This is a genomic window from Stenomitos frigidus ULC18 (assembly GCF_003003795.1).
GTDB classification, from domain to species: domain Bacteria; phylum Cyanobacteriota; class Cyanobacteriia; order Leptolyngbyales; family Leptolyngbyaceae; genus Stenomitos; species Stenomitos frigidus_A.
Genome location: NZ_PVWK01000063.1, coordinates 20,569 through 39,094, shown reverse-complemented (window position 1 = coordinate 39,094; position 18,526 = coordinate 20,569). Strand labels below are relative to the sequence as shown.

Genomic DNA, 18,526 nt, shown 5'->3' with positions numbered 1-18,526 from the left:
TATTTTCCGTCTGCTGCCTGCTGCCTGCAATCTGAGAGCCAAAGTCTACAATCTAAGAAGCGGTAACGAGGTTCAAGATGGAGGGAGGTCAACAAGACCCAAACGATTTTAGCGATACAGCCCTGGGTCTGGTGTCTACTCAAAGCTTTCCGGCGATCGTCGGCACGGCGGACATGATGCTAAAGTCGGCTGAGGTTGCGTTAGTGGGATACGAAAAAATCGGCAATGGACAGTGCACCGCGATCGTTCGCGGCGGTATTGCCAACGTTCGTCTCGCTGTGGCAGCAGGGGTAGAAGCAGCGGAGCAGTTTGGTCAAGTGGTCTCTAGCCTGGTCATTGCGCGCCCGTTGCCAAATTTAGAGGCGGTGCTGCCCATTGGCAAGCTGTTGGCGGAAGTCGCACAAGGCTCGCGTTCCAGCAGGCTCAGTAATCAGGCGATCGGGCTACTCGAAACACGCGGCTTCCCAGCCATGGTCGGTGCGGCCGATGTCATGCTTAAAGCTGCCGATGTGCAGCTCTCTGCTCATGAAACGATCGGCGCAGGTTTGTGCACCGTGATTATTCGCGGGGCTGTAGCAGATGTCGCAGTCGCAGTAGAAGCCGGGATGCATGAAGCAGAGCGCATTGGTGAACTGCATGCAGTCATGGTGATTCCACGACCGTTGGATGACTTGGAGCAAACGCTGCCACTCGCCAGCTGCTGGATCGAGCAACCAAAACCGTTGCGGTTACCGATCACAACTAAACAAACTGCTGAAGCCGAGCTGATGGTGCTGCCAAGTTTGGAATCACTACCCGTGCCGATCGAGCTCGAGTTACACCAGTCTGAGCCACCACCGCTTGAAGTAAAGACGCTTGAAGCAAAGCCACCTGAAGAGCCGTAAAACAGGTGCTGCGTCACCAATGAACGCTCATGTGTTGTGGCAAGGCATCAGGTCTGGGGCTGAAGTTGTTCTGGTCGAGCGTACGTACGATCGCTGTATTGAGTGCAGTCTTGTGGTCTCAAAGGGTTTTTGGCTGTGTAGACAAAGAAAAGCGCTGACCGTCCCTGCTGGCGAGACTTGCCATGATGAAACACTGCTACTGAATCAGAAAACACTGCCGTGCCCGTAGGTCCCTCGCAGGAGTGCCAGTCTGAGCGAGGGACAATCGCTGCCATCTCGTCATCAATCAACCCCATATCATAGGGGTTGGAAGCCACTCGCTGCTTGAAGCTAGTTTCAATCTGCCGGACGATCGCAGGCGTCACTTTCGATCGTGGAATGTACTCATAGGGACCTGCTTCGGTTGCCACATCCGACAAGTAAACAAACAGCTTAATCACGCGGCGGTCTTCTAGATCCCGGTGCCAAAACTCAGTCGTTACAGGATGCTCGTTCGCAAAATCTCGCCGCAAATGTACGCCTTGAAAGGCAACCGGAAGCCCGATGTAATTTTCAATGATATTGAGCAGTCGTTGATTCTGCGCCCAATCAGCAATGACGGGCAGATCGGTCACGGTAAAAATCTGAGGGTAGGCAGGGTTTTCACACGTCCCCCAGGTTTTTAGGTTCGTACGACGTGCTAAGACTGCTTGCATATCCACCAGTAGTTCTTTCGCTTCTTCAAGCATCTCTGTTGAAGGTAGCCCCAGTGCTTCTAAAGACGTGACACATGTACCCTCTTTGCGACACGCCTCAACGATCGCTCGATCCTGTGGAGAAAGCGCAGGCAGGTGTTTGGCATGTTGGCGCAAATCAAAGCTGTACTTGATGTCAGACAGGATGCGGTGGATTTTGCGAAGAATGATTTTCAGCATCGAAGGGCATTAATTGGAGTGAACATTGAAGTGGCATGAACACAGGTGAGGCAAGATGGATGGTGCAGAACCGGTCAGCGTACTTGAACATACCGTGACGCAAATAGGCTTACCCGTGAGATCATCGATCGCGCTCTTGTGCTGTTCCATAGCTCATTGCAGACGGCTCTAGCGACTCTGACGACTCTTTGAGTTTGTTCGGCTCTAGGACTGATGCGCCCAGTGAAAAGAGCAGAAAGGCACCCACAGATGCCATCTCCAGTGGCCAATCCTTGAAAGGGCGCAGGTAAGACAAGACATCACGAGCCCAATAAAAGTAACTGCCGAGGCTTCTTTGAATGACTCGTCGAGACATCTGGTGCGGATACCCAATTTCTTGAAGCTTGAAGCACACTTCAGGAATATCCTTGCTCAGCATGCGGGTGTGAATTTTTTTCTCACCCTCCCACTTGCTCACACCCACAACACAAACAAGATGCTTGGCTTCTGTAACAAAGATATCTCCCTGAGTGGCGCAGTAGCCTGTCCAAAAGGCCATGCCACCCCAGTTTTTAACGCTGTCCGGCCATTGACGTAACGCTGTTTGCGTAAATTCAGTCCGAAAAATTGTCGCAGAGAGAAAGATCACGCCACCAACCGTGTATGGGCCTTCAATACAGCGCTGAAACGCCAATTTACCATCCACAGGCTGCTGCTCAAAATCAGTTGGGAGCCAGCGATCATGGTTCATCTGATCAAGCTGCGTATAGTAAGCCGAATAGTTCAGATACAGCAAACCGAGATCAGGATACTTTCTCAACGTTTGCATTACAAACGCAAGCGTGCCCTCATCAACGGGATCGTCGTCGCCGAGCGTCCAAGTAAAGCGACTCTTGGACTCACTCAAGCTGAGGGCAAGATTTCTCATGCCACCGATGTTTTCTGGATTGCGGACTGATTTTAAAGTGGTTCCGCCAAACACGGGCTGCCACTCACTAATGACTGCCTGCGTACCATCAGTAGAGCAATTGTCATAGACAATCACCTCACAGTCAGCTTCAAAACCCTTAATTTCTTTTGCAATCCAGGCGAGTTGAGTCTGTAATTGCGAGGCTCGATTGTACGTGGGAATCGCGATCAAAAGTAGCTTAGTCATAAGCCGATGACCTCCCTAAAAATGTTGGATTTTGCTTTGACAGGGCAATTGAACGCAAACATAGCACTGAATCAGCCGTTAGTAGAGTTACCAGAATTAGTAGATTCGCCCAAGTTTCCGATCAAGGTCTCTGCAAAAACTGAGTCGTGCCTTGATTCAGCATTAAACTAAACGATTAAGATTACCGATACTGCACTCGTAGTATCTTTACGCAAATTAGAAAGTGCAAAGACGACGCTTACCGTATCTTTATAGCAAACTTATCTTTGAACAAATAAAAACGTACGTCGCTAGCGTCTTGACAAGCTAGCTCCCACACATCGATTAAACGTTTTTGCTACAACTAGAGTCAGCCGTAAGGGTGAACTGGGTCGATACGTAAGCAGTTTTGCTGCTGCTTCATGGCAAAATCCCCCTCTACATGACTGCTAAGGAGATTTCCAAGAAAAATTTACCATTGGGTACGGGCAGGTTTTGCCAGAGTCTTGACAATTAGCCGTTACGTTAATCGTACGAACAAACCTGCCTCTACGGGTCTTTTGTTCGCTAGAAATTGCCTAAGACGATATTGCTCCGTTATGCGGCAACCCATTCCTGGCACTAGCCGTTAACTTACGACGCTTAAAATCAACGCCGCTGAATTGTTCATAGCTGCTGAGGCGACGCTGTGTCCCCAATCCATAGCGATCGAGGTTTATCTCGCCTAGTCCGATTCCCAGGAGCACATTCAGCCGCCGATGAGCAACCTGGTCGAGTTGCCACCAATGATGATGATCGTCCCAATGTCGCGGTTTACCAGGGCGCGTGTATTCGTGATAGCAAGCAATCTGGTTGGGATGGTAAATATCCCAGCCATGAGTCCAAGCTCTCACCGCTAAGTTGATCTCTTCGCCCTGAAAATAAAGCAGCGGATCGTAGGGAATCTCTCTCAAAAGCTGTGAGGGGGCGAACCAAAACCCGGCAGCCATAAACATGCCTAATTGGGGTTTGGTGTAATGGGTTAAGCTTGTGCCGCTGACTAAGCTTAAAATGCCCTGCTCCGTGAAATGGGATGCCGCCAGTCGTGTTGGGTCGCCATGGTGCAATTGATCGGGTGGCGTATAAGCAGGTGGATAGGCAGTGAGCAGTGCTTTCGGGCTAGAGCAGTGCGCTAGCATGTGTAGCAACAGCTCATCCCAACCGTGGACAAACCGCATGTGGCTGTCAATTTGCAGCGTGTAGGGTTCTCCTTCCCAAAGCAATTGCGTTTTCGATCGCGCCCAGCACACACCACGACTGCGATCGGCATCCACTAACAAAAGGCGACAGTAGTGCAAGTACTCTGTAGGGATCGGGTCAATGCCAGGCTTGCCCTGCCAAACAATACCAAACGACAACTGCTGCGGTTTGGCAGCCTTCTGGATGGCATCCCGCACAGTTGCGGCTAGTTCAGCATCACGGTAGCTAGCAATCTGGACAAAAATTTGAGACACAAGGCAGGTAAAGCGATGAAGTCAGGCGATCGGGGTTCAATCACACTTTACGCTGCGTTGTTAAAAAGGTTCAACCCTTAAGCCTTAAGCCAATCTAGAGTTTGGACGTGTAGGAGAGGTTCCCGAACCACCCCTACTAACTAATATGAAATTTAGACCAGACCAGGACCTTGACCTGGCTTAGGCTCTGCTTCTTCATCGTCCTGACGGGCATCGCCGGGTGTTTCGTAGTACATTTCGGGCTCTACGGCGTAGTTATTCAACAGACCTTCTTTGTCTACGGTGTAGCCGCCTTCGGTCTGCACACTATCAGAGTTGTCTTCGGTAGGATGAGTCTTAAAATCTGCGCCCTCTCTCTCTTTACGGGCTGCAGTTTCAGCGGGGATAATGCCTCTATCGTAAGAATCCGACTCTACGCGAGCGGACGTATCTTTAGCGTTACCCATAACATTTTCCTCAAATACTAAACATCTAGAACCCAAATTAGCTCTCTCGCAAGTGTATAACCTACTACCGTTGGTATTGGATCAGGCGTTAGAAAATTTGCCTCTCATGGGAGATGCCATCGCGAGAAGCGACTGATCACCCGCTCTAGCTAGGGTTACTAGTCGACCAGATGCTCTGTGAGAAAGGCCGCGAATTAGCGTCGGTTACTGTTAATCATTCGTCAGGTTTGAGTCTTAATGACATGAAAATTCTGTGAGAGATACAGCCCTTTTCCCCTCACACCTTTTTGAACGTGCAGAATGATCGTAAGAGTCCTGGAGCGTCTACAGCTTTGGCGTTGTTACCTATAGGGCATTGGGGGAACGCTAATGGAACTACTTCACCGCTTCTCGACGTAAACTCCATCAATGAGTGACATCAATCAACACTACGAGATGCTTGGGCTAAAACCGGGCGCATCGCCAGCAGAGGTCAAGCAAGCGTACCGAAGTTTGGCTAAAATCTGGCACCCCGATCGCTTTGCCCACGACTTGCAGCTCAAGCAACAGGCAGAGGAGAAAATCAAAACCATTAATGAGGCCTATCAGGCGCTCAAAACGTATCAGCCATCGGCAGAACAGCACAAGTCAGAACAGCACAAGTCAACGGCACCAGAGCAAACACGGGTTGCAACCAAAGCGACTAAGGCTGAGACGTATTACAACTTAGGCGCAGAAGCGGTTAAAGCCGGTAAGTATAAAGAAGCGTTAGAAGACTTCAATACTGCGATTCGGTTGAACCCCGACTATGCTGAAGCGTATCGTTATCGGGGGTTCGTGCATTCGATGTTGGGCTTTGAATTAGGTGCTGAGGCGGATTTAGCCAAAGCAGCAAAGCTCGGTCTTCGGCGAACGAAAGCACCTCGCCCGTCGGCATCATCTGCGTCTAAAGCACCCGACTCAAACGTAAAAACAGCACGTTGTGACCCTGTACCAACACCATCCACGCAAACAGTGGGATCGCCCAAGCAAGCGCCCTGGCACTGTGTCAAAACCCTGCAAAACCATACAGAAGCTGTTTTAGGCATCGCTGTCAGTCGTGATGGCAAACTGCTGGCTAGCGGCAGCAAGGACAAAACCATCCAGCTTTGGAATCTCTGCACGGGTAAGCACGTTTGCACCGTTGAGGGACATACGGCGCCAGTATGGTCGGTAGCGTTTAGCGCCGATGGTCAACTCCTCGCCAGTGGCAGCAAGGACGAAACGATTAAGCTTTGGCATTTGCAAACCGGAACGCTACTCCGCACGTTGACGGGACATTCTGGTTTGGTGAAAGCGATCGCAATCAGCCCTGACAAACAGACCCTCGTGAGCGGTAGCTGGGATGGCACAGTACGCTGCTGGCAGTTAAGCACCGGGCGCTTGATTCGCACGTTGACGAGGCACACCGCTTCAGTTTGGTCAGTGGCGTTGAGTGCAGACGGACAAATGCTGCTCAGTGGCAGTGAAGATCAGACAGTCAAACTTTATCACCTGAAAACAGGCGAGTTTCTCAAAACGCTCGGTGGTTCTTCCAGAGCGGTTTTTGCCGTGGCAATTAGTCCCAATAGTCGCCAGTTTGCGAGCGGCGGCAATGATTGGGAAGTCAAGCTATGGTCTGCGATCGCGAACGAGCCGACCCATACGCTGACTGGTCACACAAACTATATTCATACCCTTGCGTTTAGCCAGGATGGTCAAACCCTCGCCAGCGGCAGCGAGGATCAAACCATCAAGCTATGGCAGGTGCAGACGGGCAAATTGCTGGATACGCTGACTGGTCACACAGGCGAGATCGCGTCGCTTGCGTCTACGCCCGATGGGCAAACACTGATTAGCGGCAGTTTTGACAAGACAATTAAACTCTGGCAACGTCCTTAAACGGGTAGTCCTACGTAGGTAATGATAGCTAGAGGATCTTCTAGATAAGGCTTTCAGAGCTTAAAGTCAATTTTACAGACCGGAAGTATCCCAGCTTTTTTCACCTCTTTGCAGCAACGTAGCCAAGCGAGCAACGAGAGAATCAGCGTTGCGGCTTCTGACTTGGGTCGATACTTGGCGCTTTCCATACGATGGTGCCTCAATAGACTCCAGGCTCTTAAGCTGTTTCAGCCATCATTACCTTCAGGGCACTACCAATCGAACTACACTGCTAAGCCAGAATTACAGGTTGTTTAAGCCACGACCCTTAGTGCTGAATCGGGGTTTCTGGCTTCTAGCCTTTAGGTTTCTGACGTAATTCTTTCGGAAGATTCTGATGCTTCAAGTATTCTGTTGGTGAAGTGCTATTGGTAGAATCGTAGCTCGATTCGTCACTAAGGCTACAGCTTACGTAAGCGTAGTTGATGCAAGTTGAATTTTCTACCAAGCCTGGGAACTTTACGAGCAATGCACTCTATGCGCCAAGAAGCTAGAGGCTAATAGCGGCTAAGTGTATTGATACCCAACGTTGTTTACGTAGGGTGTTAGCCTTTGACATTTAAGAAAAATGTCAGCGTTACGTACTCAGCAAAAAGGCTCATGTCATATGTCAGTACAGCTAGGGTCTGCCGTTTTGGTCTCAGGTCACACTTTTACAGGGAGCATCTATGTCAAGCAAAAAGACCGGGTCTCAATCGAAACATATTGTTCTGACCTCCCACCCGTCTCGCTTTGGCCCCAAGCCGCTGGCGATTCAATGGGGCGAAGCTGATCCGCTCGTGCGTGGACCGATCGTTGGTACGTTGACCAATGCCGCCCAGCGTAATGTGATTGGTAGCCACTCTGGCGCTTATGGCGTTTACCGAGCCTTAGCAGTGGCGAGTGGTCAGTTACAGTCTAATCATCGGGCAGACCTGACTAATACCTCCCCAGCCGCCTTTCTGGGACCGCATCCTGCCTGGGCAGATCCCGAGAAGATTGTTTCGCTAGACCCCTTCGGTGCCATTGTGGGAGAGGTTTATAAGTCCCTATATGAGGAGGGCTATGATATTCGTCCGACGATCGCCATCACCAAGGCGCACATCAACATGCCAGAACTTCAGGAAGCGGCCGCCAAGGGTCGCCTCAAAATCGATGGCACTATTATGAAAGCGAATGGGGATTTGGTCGTGACGAAAGCGGCGATCGAGCCTGTCTGGTACTTACCAGGGCTTGCCAAGCGCCTGGCGGTGAGCGAATCGGCCTTGCGACGAGCGCTCTTTGAGCAGACAGGAGGGATGTTTCCCGAATTGGTTACTCGCCCCGATTTGCACGTCTTTTTGCCACCGATCGGTGGCATGACGGTCTACATCGTCGGTGATGTCGCAGCCATCACCGATCCGCATCGCGAGCTGGCAGTCCGCATTCATGACGAGTGCAATGGCTCCGATGTGTTTGGGTCTGATATTTGCACCTGCCGCCCCTATCTGGTGCATGGCATTGAGGGCTGTGTACAGACCGCACAGGCAGGTGGTGCTGGTATCATTGCTTACTTCCGAAAAGAAGGTCGGGCACTCGGCGAAGTGACCAAGTTTTTGGTCTATAACGCGCGTAAGCGCCAGGAAGGGGGCGATCGTGCGGATGCCTACTTTGCCCGTACCGAATGTGTAGCAGGAGTGCAGGACATGCGCTTCCAGGAATTCATGCCCGATGTGTTGCACTGGCTCGGCATTACGCGCATCGATCGCCTGATCTCCATGAGCAACATGAAATTTGATGCCATTACTCAGTCTGGTATTACGGTTGTCGAACGTGTCCCAATCCCAGATGATTTAATCCCAGCCGATGCGCAAGTTGAAATGGAGGCGAAGAAAGCTGCTGGGTATTACACCGAGGGACTGGTGCCGACAGAAGCTGTCTTAGCCGAAGTCAAAGGTCGTAGTCTCAGCGATTAGCGAGGGAGTAGGGAGACAGCTAAACTCAAAACTCTCTCTTAATGCCCACGGACTCTGTCTCCCTTGCCCTCCTGCTCCCCTCTGCCTTGGTCGTACTTCACTTGACTGAAGCTCGCTGCAATGACTTTCAAACTACTCAGCCCAGAAGAGACTGCTACGATCGCCTACTTTCGTTCTCCCACAGCGATCCGCGATCGGTGTGGGCAACTGTTCGATCTGGCGTGTGCTGATCAACTGCACTACTTTCGCTGTGACTTGAGCCAGTTGGATCGGGTCGCTGAATATGTGCTGCAGGTCACTCGTGAAAGTTACCCCGATTTGCAGGTGCCCTTTCACAGTCGTTGGCGACATTTTGAGGTGGGCGGACAGTCTCGTTTGGCAGACCTCGAAGCAAAGCTGGATGGCCTGACCCCGCTGGGAAAGGCTCAGGCAAAGTTTGATCTGGCGATCGTCAGCGTCTTGCTCGATGCAGGCGCCGGCGATCGCTGGCAGTATACAGAGCCGGGTACTGGACAGGTTTGGCGGCGATCGGAAGGTTTGGCGATCGCTAGCTTTCATGCGTTCTGTCAGGGTGTTTTTTCTAGCGATCCCAAAGTGCCACTCCAAGCCGATGCGATCGGGCTGCAAACGCTGACCGAAGACGCTTTGAGAAACGCGTTTCAAGTCAGTGCAGAAAACTCGCTAGTTGGTGTTCAGGGGCGGCTACAGCTGCTGCAAAAGTTGGGCGATAGTCTTCAGCAACAGCCTACGGTCTTTGGTTCCCAGAATTCTCGTCCTGGTTTATTAGCCAACTACCTACTTGGTCAAGCTTCTCACGGACAGTTAGAAGCAAGTACTGTTCTTGGTGCAGTGCTATCGAGCTTTGGTGCTATTTGGCCCGGGCGCCTCACCATCGCGGAGAACAACTTAGGTGACGTTTGGGTTCATCCTGCCTTACCGAACGATCGCCCTCACTCAAAACTGGTGCCGTTTCACAAGCTTTCCCAATGGTTGACCTACTCGCTCTTAGAACCGCTTCAAGCACTGGGTTTAGAAATTACCGGGTTAGATACTCTCACAGGGTTGCCAGAATACCGCAATGGTGGTTTATGCGTGGACTTAGGGCTGCTGCAAATTAAAGACCCGATCGTCTTACAACAGACACATTTGCCAGGGTCGGAGGCGATCGTTGAATGGCGTGCCCTGACCGTTATTTTGCTCGATCGCATGGCTGAGACCATACGACAGCAACTGAAGCTCACCGCTACTGACCTTCCCTTAGTCAAAATTCTCCAGGGTGGTACTTGGGTTGCAGGTCGGCGCATTGCGTCTAGCTTGCGCCCTGACGGCAGTCCTCCCATTCAAATCGAGAGCGATGGCACTGTCTTCTGAAGTACCTAATCTTCTGAAGCGCTTAATCTTCTGAAACGCTTAAGACGTAATCATCACAGGTTCCTGGTACAGCAGCGCCGTAAAGGTCACTGTCGAGCCCAGCCCTTCACCCATGCTGTAAAAATGGACATCTCCACCCATTGCTTCCACTAGCTTTTGGGAGATTGCCAACCCCAATCCGGTGCCACCATACTGTCGAGTGCGCGAACCATCGATCTGGCTGAATGATTGAAACAGACGGTCTTGCTTGTCGAGGGAAACGCCGATGCCAGTATCAGCGACACGAACTTTCACCATCCCAGGAAGATCCTGGTTCTGAAACTTGATCTTCTTTTTAATGACTTCAATGCTAATCGTCACGCCACCTTCGTGAGTAAACTTAATGGCGTTGCCAACCAGATTAAACATCACCTGCTTAAGCCGTAAATAGTCACCAAAAAGGATAATTTCATCGTCGGTTGGCGGCTTCTGAATTTCGAAACTGAGTTTCTTGAGATGCATTTGGCTATGGGCAAAGCGCTGCACATCGTGCAAAAGCTCGTTTAGATCCACAGACTTAAGCTCGATTTGCAGCGTACCTGCTTCAATCTTGGCAATATCGAGCACATCCGTAATAATCTCAAGCAAGTGAAGGGCAGACTCATAGGCCTCGTTGATAAACTCATTTTGCTCGGCTGGGTCATCGGCCATGCCGTCTAAAATAAGCTTGAGAAAGCCAATCATGCCATTGAGCGGTGTTCGTAGTTCGTGCGATGTGTTCGCTAAAAACTCGCTTTTGAGTCGAGAGGCTTCTTCGGCTTGCCGTCTGGCTTCTTCAAGCTCGCGGTGTTTTTGAATCAAGCTGGCGTTTGCCCGCTGCAGATCGGCGGTTAAGGTGTTGCTGGCAGTAAACAGAGTCGCATGGGCGATCGCAGTGCCAACCTGATCGGCCATCTCCTGCATCAACTCCAGTTCGGCGGCTGTCCATTCGCGATCGCGATCGCATTGCTGTAGCACAATCAGCCCATTGGGTTGATCCAGGTAGCAAGTTGCCACTACCAGAGTCGATTGCTGCTTACATTCGGCATTAATGCCTTGGAAAGCTGACTCTCCTCGGACGGTAATGGGTTGGAGCGAGGCGATCGCGCCTGCTAGCACTGCATGATCCGCCACCCAAAACTCTAGCCCCAGCATGGGCGGGAAGGTGTCCTGGTAATACTCAGCCACCACCTTGACTTTAGACGTCCGCTGCTCATGAGTGCGATGCTCGTAAGGGCATACAAGGCACCGACTCGCACCCAAGGCTTTGCCTAGCCCCTGCACCGTTTGCTGCCAGATCGTGGGCAGGTCTAGCGTCCGACGAATGTTCGAGGCGATTTGAGTCAGCAGTTTTTGATAGCGATCGGAACTTGACGAAAGCACCGCATAACTATTGAGTGAAACGGTGTCCAAGGCGCTTTGTTCTGCCAATTGTGGAGCTTCAGCAGTATCACTGGGAACAAGTATCAGCCGCCCTGCTACAACAACCGCAGTCGGCGATCGATGCGGGATTAAAACAGGACTCATAACTAAATCGAACAATAGAGTCTCTTCACCACAGCGAAAATAGCTGCGAAACTCCTCTGCTGCACTCCGGCTCAAAACACGCTGAAGTCGCTCCCGGTAGGGTGCTAATTCTACAGGACTAAAGATCTCGCCGAGCCGACTTCCTACGACATTCTCTGGCAAAAGATTGTAGTGAGCTGCACATTGCCAATGAAACGCTAAATAGAGCCCTGCCGTGTCTTGAATAAACACCAACTCATCTGTAAATTCTGGCAACTGATCTTTTGCCGAGGTGATTGCCAAACCTTCTGACAGGGAGCGTTGAAAATCTATAGGAGAGGTCATCAGAGTCAGAATGGGGACTTTTGAGATGGTGCTAGATGGCAATCACGCAGGGTAGATGCAGTAAAACTTCGGGGCAGAATGAGGCTATCCAAAGACTAAGACAAATTGCCAACCAACAGAGAAATGAGCCAACCCTAAAAGCAAGCCGCTCAGCACCAAACAAACCGTCCACGCTAGATCGTCACCACTAGTTCAGACTAAGTACAACTGGTCAGCTTGCAGCCAGTGCTAATCATTCCATTCACCTCGTGGTGGCACAGGCGGATTACGCTTCAAGGTACGTGCCAGTTCATCTTCCCGCTCACCTTGGTTTCTCAGCCACTGTCGAATGGCTACTTCAATCACTTTGCTTGGATCGTTGGTCAAGTGCTTGAGCTGCTCTAAGAGGTCAGGATCAAGCTGAATCGAAACCTCCACCTTTTCAGTGGATGGATAGGAGTGGACAGCAGGCTCGTTCATAGGGGGAAACCGAAGGATCGTTTGAGGAAAGGCGCAAAGCAACGTATGGAATCAATCCACCCCGCCTAGCCTACTACTTGTGTAAAGCGGTAGGCAATGCTTAAAAGCCAGCTAGTATCAATGTATGGCACAGAATCTCGCAGTTTCTTTATAAATTTTACATATCTCTTCCTGAGAGTACATCAGAACATTCAACAGGACAGCGCGATCGAGTGCAATCCTGCTGCCAAGAAAGCATTACAATGCGTAAAGTAGAGCACTTATTCTATGTGTAACAACTATTCAGTACCCCAGAGTCCAACGTCTGGAAGCTGAATGTTAATGGCATGACTCTGCTTCTCTGTCCTGAACCAACTACTAAAGAAGTGCATGACTGACGCGCCCGTCTCTCATATTCGTAATTTTTCCATCATTGCTCACATTGACCACGGCAAGTCTACGCTTGCCGATCGCCTGCTGCAAGATACAGGCACGGTGCACGCGCGGGAAATGAAGGAACAGTTTCTGGACAACATGGAGTTGGAGCGGGAGCGAGGCATCACAATCAAGCTGCAGGCCGCGCGGATGAACTACACAGCGCGAGATGGGCAGCAGTATGTGCTGAATCTCATTGACACGCCAGGGCACGTAGATTTTTCCTATGAAGTGTCACGATCGCTGGCTGCCTGTGAAGGTGCGTTGCTTGTCGTGGATGCGTCTCAAGGCGTAGAAGCGCAAACGTTGGCAAATGTCTACCTGGCGCTAGAGCACAATCTGGAAATCATTCCGGTCTTGAACAAGATCGATCTCCCTGGTGCAGAGCCCGATCGCGTAAAAAAGGAAATTGAAGAGGTCATTGGCTTAGACTGCACCCACGCGATCGAGGCTTCTGCCAAAGAAGGCATTGGCATTGAAGACATCCTCGAAGCGATCGTACGGCAGGTGCCACCCCCTCAAGATACGGTGCATGAACCCCTCCGGGCGCTCATTTTTGATAGTTACTATGATCCGTATCGCGGCGTCATTGTTTACTTCCGGGTCGTCGATGGCGCTCTCAAACGGGGCGATCGCGTTCGACTCATGATTTCTGGCAAAGAGTATCCAGTGGACGAGATCGGTGTACTCTCGCCGACTCAGGTACAAGTCGATCAACTCCACGCTGGCGAAGTCGGCTATCTGGCAGCCGCCATCAAGGCCGTAGAAGATGCCCGTGTTGGTGACACGATCACGCTAGCGGCAGCCCCTGCTACTGCACCGCTTCCTGGCTACGTTGAAGCCAAGCCGATGGTCTTCTGCGGCATGTTTCCCATTGATGCCGACCAGTTTGAGAATTTACGCGAAGCGCTGGAAAAGCTTAAGTTGAGCGATGCTGCACTACACTACGAGCCAGAAACCTCTAGCGCAATGGGGTTTGGCTTTCGCTGTGGCTTCCTGGGCCTGTTGCACATGGAAATCGTTCAGGAACGGCTAGAACGAGAGTACAACCTGGATCTGATTACGACATCGCCATCAGTGGTGTACCGTGTGACGACGATCAAGGGTGAGGTTCTGGAAATTGACAACCCTAGCCGTCTGCCCGACCCACAGTTGCGGGAAAAGATCGAAGAGCCTTACGTCCAGGTCGATATGATTACCCCTGAAGCCTACGTTGGTACCTTAATGGAGCTGAGTCAAGGTCGACGTGGCATCTTCAAGGACATGAAGTACCTGACACCAGGGCGCACCACGTTGATTTACGAGCTGCCACTGGCAGAAGTTGCAACCGACTTTTTTGATCAGATGAAGTCACGATCGCGCGGCTATGCAAGCATGGAATACCAGATTATCGACTACCGGGAGAACCCACTGGTCAAGCTAGATATTATGATCAACGGCGATCCAGTCGATCCCTTGGCCACCATTGTTCACCGCGATAAAGCCTATGGAGTGGGTCGTGCGTTGACCGAAAAGCTGAAAGAATTGATTCCGCGGCACCAGTTCAAGATCCCCATTCAAGCCGCGATCGGCAGCAAGATTGTTGCCAGTGAAAATATTCCAGCACTACGTAAGGACGTGCTTGCCAAGTGCTACGGCGGCGATATTTCGCGTAAGAAGAAATTGCTCCAAAAGCAAGCAAAAGGGAAAAAGCGAATGAAGTCGATCGGCACGGTTGATGTGCCGCAGGAAGCCTTCATGGCTGTCCTCCGGTTGGATCAATAAGCAGCGATTCGCGTTCTAGCTTTGAAGATTTCGTGAACTCTCAGTGATTAGGCTATGTTAAAGCGGCTCTGCTAGTTAATCTTTGAAAAGAAAATTAGCTTGCAGAATCCCTATATCCTTTTTGAGCAATTATGAGAATTCTGGTAACGGGCGGCGCTGGTTTCATCGGTTCCCATTTAATTGATCGTTTGATGCTAGAAGGTCATGAAGTTATTTGTCTAGATAACTTTTATACCGGACACAAGCGAAATCTGCTGAAATGGTTTGATCATCCCTACTTTGAGCTGATTCGTCACGATGTGACCGAGCCAATCCGGTTGGAAGTAGACCAGATTTATCATCTTGCCTGCCCAGCTTCACCAGTGCATTACCAGTACAATCCCGTCAAGACGATCAAAACAAACGTGATCGGCACGCTGAATATGCTGGGGTTGGCCAAACGGGTTAAAGCCAGATTCTTGCTGGCATCCACTTCTGAAGTCTATGGCGATCCTGAAGTCCACCCCCAAACAGAAGACTATCGGGGCAATGTCAACACGATCGGCATTCGGAGCTGCTATGACGAAGGCAAGCGCGTTGCTGAAACACTGGCGTTTGACTACTACCGCCAAAATGATGTTGAAATCCGAGTGGCCCGAATTTTCAACACTTACGGCCCCAGAATGCTAGAAAACGACGGTCGCGTCGTCAGTAATTTTGTCGTTCAGGCACTAAGAGGCACGCCGTTAACTCTCTATGGTGACGGTTCCCAGACGCGCAGTTTTTGTTATGTCTCTGATCTGGTAGAAGGCTTGATGCGTCTAATGAACGGTGCACACCAGGGGCCGATTAACCTGGGCAACCCCGATGAGTACACCATTTTGCAGTTGGCTCAAGCGGTGCAGCAGAAGATCGACCCATCATCCGAGATTCGCTTTGAGCCCCTCCCTCAGGACGATCCTCGTCGCCGTAAACCTGATATTACCCGAGCGAACCAATGGTTAGGTTGGCAGCCAACTGTCCCGCTGCAACAGGGTCTTGATTACACCATCGCCGATTTTCGAGCACGCATACTTGACCCAGAAGCAGCATCCGGCAGCAATGCAAATGAAGGTTCCCCCATACCTGATCGGGTCAAACCGCTTGCATAGGAAGTTTTTGCTGAACTGAGTGCATTATAAAATCCATACCATCATTGAGTTCGTTAGGAATAGGGCTCAACGGTGGTCGACCGTAGATGCGCTCGTGCCTCCACTTTGTTTTTGCCTACCGCTAGTACTTCTTGAGGGTTTTCCTATGCGCGTTTGTGTGATTGGTACTGGATACGTTGGTTTGGTGACTGGAGCTTGTCTTGCCCATGTTGGTCATCATGTGATTTGCGTCGACAATAATGAAGAGAAAGTCAAACTGATGCAGATGGGTCAGTCGCCTATTTTTGAACCAGGACTATCAGACATCATCAAAACTGCCATTGAATCAGAAAAGATTGAATTCACGACCGATTTAGCCGGAGGGGTTTCGCATGGACAAATCCTGTTTATCGCGGTTGGTACACCCGCTCTACCAAACGGTGAAAGCGATACCCGCTACGTTGAAGCTGTAGCACGGGGTATCGGTGCTCATCTTACCAGCGACTACAAAGTGATTGTCAACAAGTCCACGGTGCCGATCGGCTCAGGCGATTGGGTGAGAATGCTGATTATGGAAGGCTTTGCCGAGCAACGGGCGACTGTGAATGCATCGGTATTGGCCGGAGGTGGCGCGACAGAAGATTTAGTCACCAGAAAATCCTCGCTACCAGAGCCGGAGTTTGATGTTGTCAGCAATCCTGAGTTTTTGCGGGAAGGCTGCGCCGTTTACGATACGTTTAACCCAGATCGGATTGTTCTGGGAAGCACCGGCACGAAAGCGATCGCGCTCATGCAAGAGCTCTACGCGCCCATAGTTGACCGTCGGTATGCTGCCGATCCAGCGCTTCCTTCGGTGCCAGTGGTTGTGACTGATCTCAGCTCGGCAGAAATGATTAAGTACGCAGCGAATGCGTTTCTAGCAACGAAGATCAGCTTCATTAACGAAGTTGCCAATATTTGCGATCGTGTTGGTGCTGATGTCGTTGAAGTCGCCAAAGGCATTGGGTTAGACTCGCGCGTGGGCAGCAAGTTCCTGCAAGCCGGGATTGGCTGGGGTGGCTCCTGCTTCCCCAAAGACGTATCTGCCCTTATTCACACGGCTGATGACTATGGCTACGAAGCGCAACTGTTGAAAGCGGCTGTTAACGTCAATCAGCATCAACGCGTGATTGTGATCGAAAAACTGCAGCAAGTGCTCAAGATTCTCAAAGGCAAGACGGTTGGGTTGCTGGGGCTAACCTTTAAGCCCGATACAGATGATCTACGAGATGCACCAGCACTCAACATCATCGAACAGTTGGCGCGTCTGGGCACTAAGGTGAAAGCGTACGATCCGATCGTCTCACAAACGGGGATGCGACATGGGCTCTCGGACGTGCTGGTCGAGACTGATCCAGAGCGCTTGGCAGATGGCTGCGATGCGCTGGTGCTGATCACAGACTGGAAGCAATTCCGTCAGCTCGACTATGCCAAAATGGCGACGCTCATGCACGCTCCGGTCATGATTGATGGGCGTAATTTCCTCGATCGCAAAGCGCTAGAGCAAGCTGGCTTCCGCTATGTCGGTGTTGGCAGAGGATAGGGAAGAGAGAGTTTTGAATTCATAGTTTTGAGTTTTGAGTTGCTGTTGCCAAACTCAGAACTCAAAACTATTTTGCAGGGCGTTGTGCCGCGATCGCCAGCTTTATACCTGGAATCGAACGCAACTGATCCATAACAGCGATGACCTGACCGTGACTAACGCGCTCGTCGGCATTGACTACCACGAGGGTGCTGGGGTTATTGCCTACAAGCGCACGAATTCTGGTCTGTAAATCTCCTAGCTGTGCCGGTTGACGGTTGAGAGAAAGCTGCCCCTGCTGATTGATCGTCACCACAATCTGGCTTTGAGACTGAGTTTGAGCGGTTGCCGCTTTGGGAAGGTTAACGGGCAGCCCTGCCGATCGGGTCAGGTACAGCGAGGACATAATAAAAAACGTTAGCAGTGCAAAGATCACGTCGATCATCGGCACAATATTAATCTGCGGCGGAATGTCCGGTTCTTCAGGAAGACGCATAGGGAATTTCTCCTCGTTCGTAGCGGCGTCGGTAGAGTAGCTCCATTTGACCGCCATACTCTTGAATCAAGGCGATCTGCCGCAAGTAAAGTCCGCGAAACGTGTTAGCAAACGCCAGCGTAAAGATTGCCACCGCCAAACCGGAAGCGGTTGAAGTCAATGCCTCGCTGATACCAGAGCTGACGGGAACAGCGTTATTGCTACCCGCATCACCAATTCTGAGGGAGGCGAAGGAACGGATCAGCCCCAGGATGGTGCCGAGCAACCCTAACAGCGGTGACAGACTAATAATGGTCTCAAACACAATATTAAACCGCTTAAGCAACGGCATCTCTGCCTGAGCAGCACTCTCTAACGCTAGACGAAATTCTTCTGGATTGGGGCGATCAAGCCCCAGAGCGGCCATAAAAATACGGGCGATCGGCAGATCCAAGTTCTGCTCTAGCTGTAGCAACGCTGCTCTGGGGCTGCGTTGATATAGGTCTAAGAGTTCGCGGACGAATTTATCCTGGCGTTGAGTGATCTGGAACCAAAACCGTAAGCGCTCCAGAATCAATGCAACTGCCAGAATTGAAAAGCCTAGCAGCGGCCACATGACGACGCCGCCTGCTTCAAATACTTTAGAAATTTGCTGAAAGATCATGCCGAATGTTAACGCACCATTAGAAGAAGCATCGCCTTGTAAAGGCGAGTAAAATCCTTCCACAGCTTATCAGGTGCACCTGAATCGGCAACACATTTGAGGCATTGGCGCTGAGAG

15 protein-coding genes are annotated in these 18,526 nt (G+C 51.0%); 7 read left to right on the top strand and 8 right to left on the bottom strand.

Going from position 1 to position 18,526, the window contains the following annotated elements:
- Positions 1–77: 77 nt before the first annotated feature.
- Positions 78–884, top strand: coding sequence for a beta-carboxysome assembly protein CcmO (gene ccmO, locus C7B82_RS11855; RefSeq protein ID WP_106256498.1), 807 nt, complete (start codon positions 78–80; stop codon positions 882–884).
- A gap of 47 nt (positions 885–931) precedes the next feature.
- On the opposite strand, the gene C7B82_RS11850 is transcribed toward ccmO, so the two are convergent.
- The 4 genes from C7B82_RS11850 to C7B82_RS11835 form a co-directional block, all read right to left on the bottom strand.
- Positions 932–1,798: a phytanoyl-CoA dioxygenase family protein gene (locus tag C7B82_RS11850; RefSeq protein ID WP_106256497.1), complete on the bottom strand. Its 867-nt coding sequence runs from the start codon at positions 1,796–1,798 to the stop codon at positions 932–934.
- A 121-nt stretch (positions 1,799–1,919) separates the two neighbouring features.
- On the bottom strand, positions 1,920–2,933 hold the full coding sequence (locus C7B82_RS11845; protein WP_106256496.1) for a glycosyltransferase family 2 protein: 1,014 nt from the start codon (positions 2,931–2,933) through the stop codon (positions 1,920–1,922).
- Between the two features lie 557 nt (positions 2,934–3,490).
- Positions 3,491–4,405 carry a GlcNAc-transferase family protein gene (locus tag C7B82_RS11840; RefSeq protein WP_106256495.1) on the bottom strand — a complete coding sequence of 305 codons (915 nt, stop codon included), beginning with the start codon at positions 4,403–4,405 and terminating at the stop codon, positions 3,491–3,493.
- A 152-nt stretch (positions 4,406–4,557) separates the two neighbouring features.
- The gene (locus tag C7B82_RS11835; RefSeq protein ID WP_106256494.1) at positions 4,558–4,851 is read right to left on the bottom strand and encodes a hypothetical protein; all 294 of its coding nucleotides are present in this window, start codon (positions 4,849–4,851) and stop codon (positions 4,558–4,560) included.
- A gap of 408 nt (positions 4,852–5,259) precedes the next feature.
- Here C7B82_RS11835 and C7B82_RS11830 point away from each other — a divergent pair, with 408 nt between their 5' ends.
- From C7B82_RS11830 to C7B82_RS11820, 3 genes are all read left to right on the top strand, one after another.
- Positions 5,260–6,750, top strand: a complete 1,491-nt coding sequence (locus tag C7B82_RS11830) for a WD40 domain-containing protein (RefSeq protein ID WP_106256493.1) — start codon at positions 5,260–5,262, stop codon at positions 6,748–6,750.
- 707 nt (positions 6,751–7,457) lie between these two features.
- Positions 7,458–8,723: a GTP cyclohydrolase II gene (locus tag C7B82_RS11825; protein WP_106256492.1), complete on the top strand. Its 1,266-nt coding sequence runs from the start codon at positions 7,458–7,460 to the stop codon at positions 8,721–8,723.
- A gap of 120 nt (positions 8,724–8,843) precedes the next feature.
- Positions 8,844–10,094: a URC4/urg3 family protein gene (locus C7B82_RS11820; protein ID WP_106256491.1), complete on the top strand. Its 1,251-nt coding sequence runs from the start codon at positions 8,844–8,846 to the stop codon at positions 10,092–10,094.
- Positions 10,095–10,133: 39 nt separating this feature from the next.
- Here the strand turns inward: C7B82_RS11820 and C7B82_RS11815 are convergent, their stop codons facing one another.
- Complete coding sequence (locus tag C7B82_RS11815) at positions 10,134–11,963, bottom strand: GAF domain-containing sensor histidine kinase (RefSeq protein WP_106256490.1); 1,830 nt, start codon at positions 11,961–11,963, stop codon at positions 10,134–10,136.
- Between the two features lie 228 nt (positions 11,964–12,191).
- A complete protein-coding gene (locus C7B82_RS11810) occupies positions 12,192–12,422 on the bottom strand; it encodes a type II toxin-antitoxin system CcdA family antitoxin (RefSeq protein ID WP_106256489.1) in 231 nt (76 codons plus the stop codon).
- 369 nt (positions 12,423–12,791) lie between these two features.
- On the opposite strand from C7B82_RS11810, the gene lepA reads away from it, so the two are divergent.
- The 3 genes from lepA (at position 12,792) to C7B82_RS11795 (ending at position 17,291) form a co-directional block, all read left to right on the top strand.
- Complete coding sequence (lepA, locus tag C7B82_RS11805) at positions 12,792–14,600, top strand: translation elongation factor 4 (RefSeq protein ID WP_106256488.1); 1,809 nt, start codon at positions 12,792–12,794, stop codon at positions 14,598–14,600.
- Positions 14,601–14,731: 131 nt separating this feature from the next.
- Positions 14,732–15,730, top strand: coding sequence for a UDP-glucuronic acid decarboxylase family protein (locus C7B82_RS11800; protein WP_106256487.1), 999 nt, complete (start codon positions 14,732–14,734; stop codon positions 15,728–15,730).
- Between the two features lie 145 nt (positions 15,731–15,875).
- Complete coding sequence (locus C7B82_RS11795) at positions 15,876–17,291, top strand: UDP-glucose dehydrogenase family protein (RefSeq protein WP_106256486.1); 1,416 nt, start codon at positions 15,876–15,878, stop codon at positions 17,289–17,291.
- A gap of 67 nt (positions 17,292–17,358) precedes the next feature.
- On the opposite strand, the gene C7B82_RS11790 is transcribed toward C7B82_RS11795, so the two are convergent.
- Entirely contained in the window at positions 17,359–17,766 is a 408-nt protein-coding gene (locus C7B82_RS11790; protein WP_106256485.1) for an ExbD/TolR family protein, read from the bottom strand.
- Entirely contained in the window at positions 17,753–18,472 is a 720-nt protein-coding gene (locus C7B82_RS11785) for a MotA/TolQ/ExbB proton channel family protein (RefSeq protein WP_425443603.1), read from the bottom strand. Before C7B82_RS11785 ends, C7B82_RS11790 begins: the two co-directional genes overlap by 14 nt.
- Positions 18,473–18,526 lie beyond the last annotated feature (54 nt).

What these genes read in the sequence shown, in the direction of transcription:
- ccmO (WP_106256498.1), top strand. Translation starts at nt 78, where the DNA reads ATGGAGGGAGGTCAACAAGACCCAAACGATTTTAGCGATACAGCCCTG.
- C7B82_RS11850 (WP_106256497.1), bottom strand. Translation starts at nt 1,798, where the DNA reads ATGCTGAAAATCATTCTTCGCAAAATCCACCGCATCCTGTCTGACATC.
- C7B82_RS11845 (WP_106256496.1), bottom strand. Translation starts at nt 2,933, where the DNA reads ATGACTAAGCTACTTTTGATCGCGATTCCCACGTACAATCGAGCCTCG.
- C7B82_RS11835 (WP_106256494.1), bottom strand. Translation starts at nt 4,851, where the DNA reads ATGGGTAACGCTAAAGATACGTCCGCTCGCGTAGAGTCGGATTCTTAC.
- C7B82_RS11830 (WP_106256493.1), top strand. Translation starts at nt 5,260, where the DNA reads ATGAGTGACATCAATCAACACTACGAGATGCTTGGGCTAAAACCGGGC.
- C7B82_RS11825 (WP_106256492.1), top strand. Translation starts at nt 7,458, where the DNA reads ATGTCAAGCAAAAAGACCGGGTCTCAATCGAAACATATTGTTCTGACC.
- C7B82_RS11820 (WP_106256491.1), top strand. Translation starts at nt 8,844, where the DNA reads ATGACTTTCAAACTACTCAGCCCAGAAGAGACTGCTACGATCGCCTAC.
- C7B82_RS11815 (WP_106256490.1), bottom strand. Translation starts at nt 11,963, where the DNA reads ATGACCTCTCCTATAGATTTTCAACGCTCCCTGTCAGAAGGTTTGGCA.
- C7B82_RS11810 (WP_106256489.1), bottom strand. Translation starts at nt 12,422, where the DNA reads ATGAACGAGCCTGCTGTCCACTCCTATCCATCCACTGAAAAGGTGGAG.
- lepA (WP_106256488.1), top strand. Translation starts at nt 12,792, where the DNA reads ATGACTGACGCGCCCGTCTCTCATATTCGTAATTTTTCCATCATTGCT.
- C7B82_RS11800 (WP_106256487.1), top strand. Translation starts at nt 14,732, where the DNA reads ATGAGAATTCTGGTAACGGGCGGCGCTGGTTTCATCGGTTCCCATTTA.
- C7B82_RS11795 (WP_106256486.1), top strand. Translation starts at nt 15,876, where the DNA reads ATGCGCGTTTGTGTGATTGGTACTGGATACGTTGGTTTGGTGACTGGA.
- C7B82_RS11790 (WP_106256485.1), bottom strand. Translation starts at nt 17,766, where the DNA reads ATGCGTCTTCCTGAAGAACCGGACATTCCGCCGCAGATTAATATTGTG.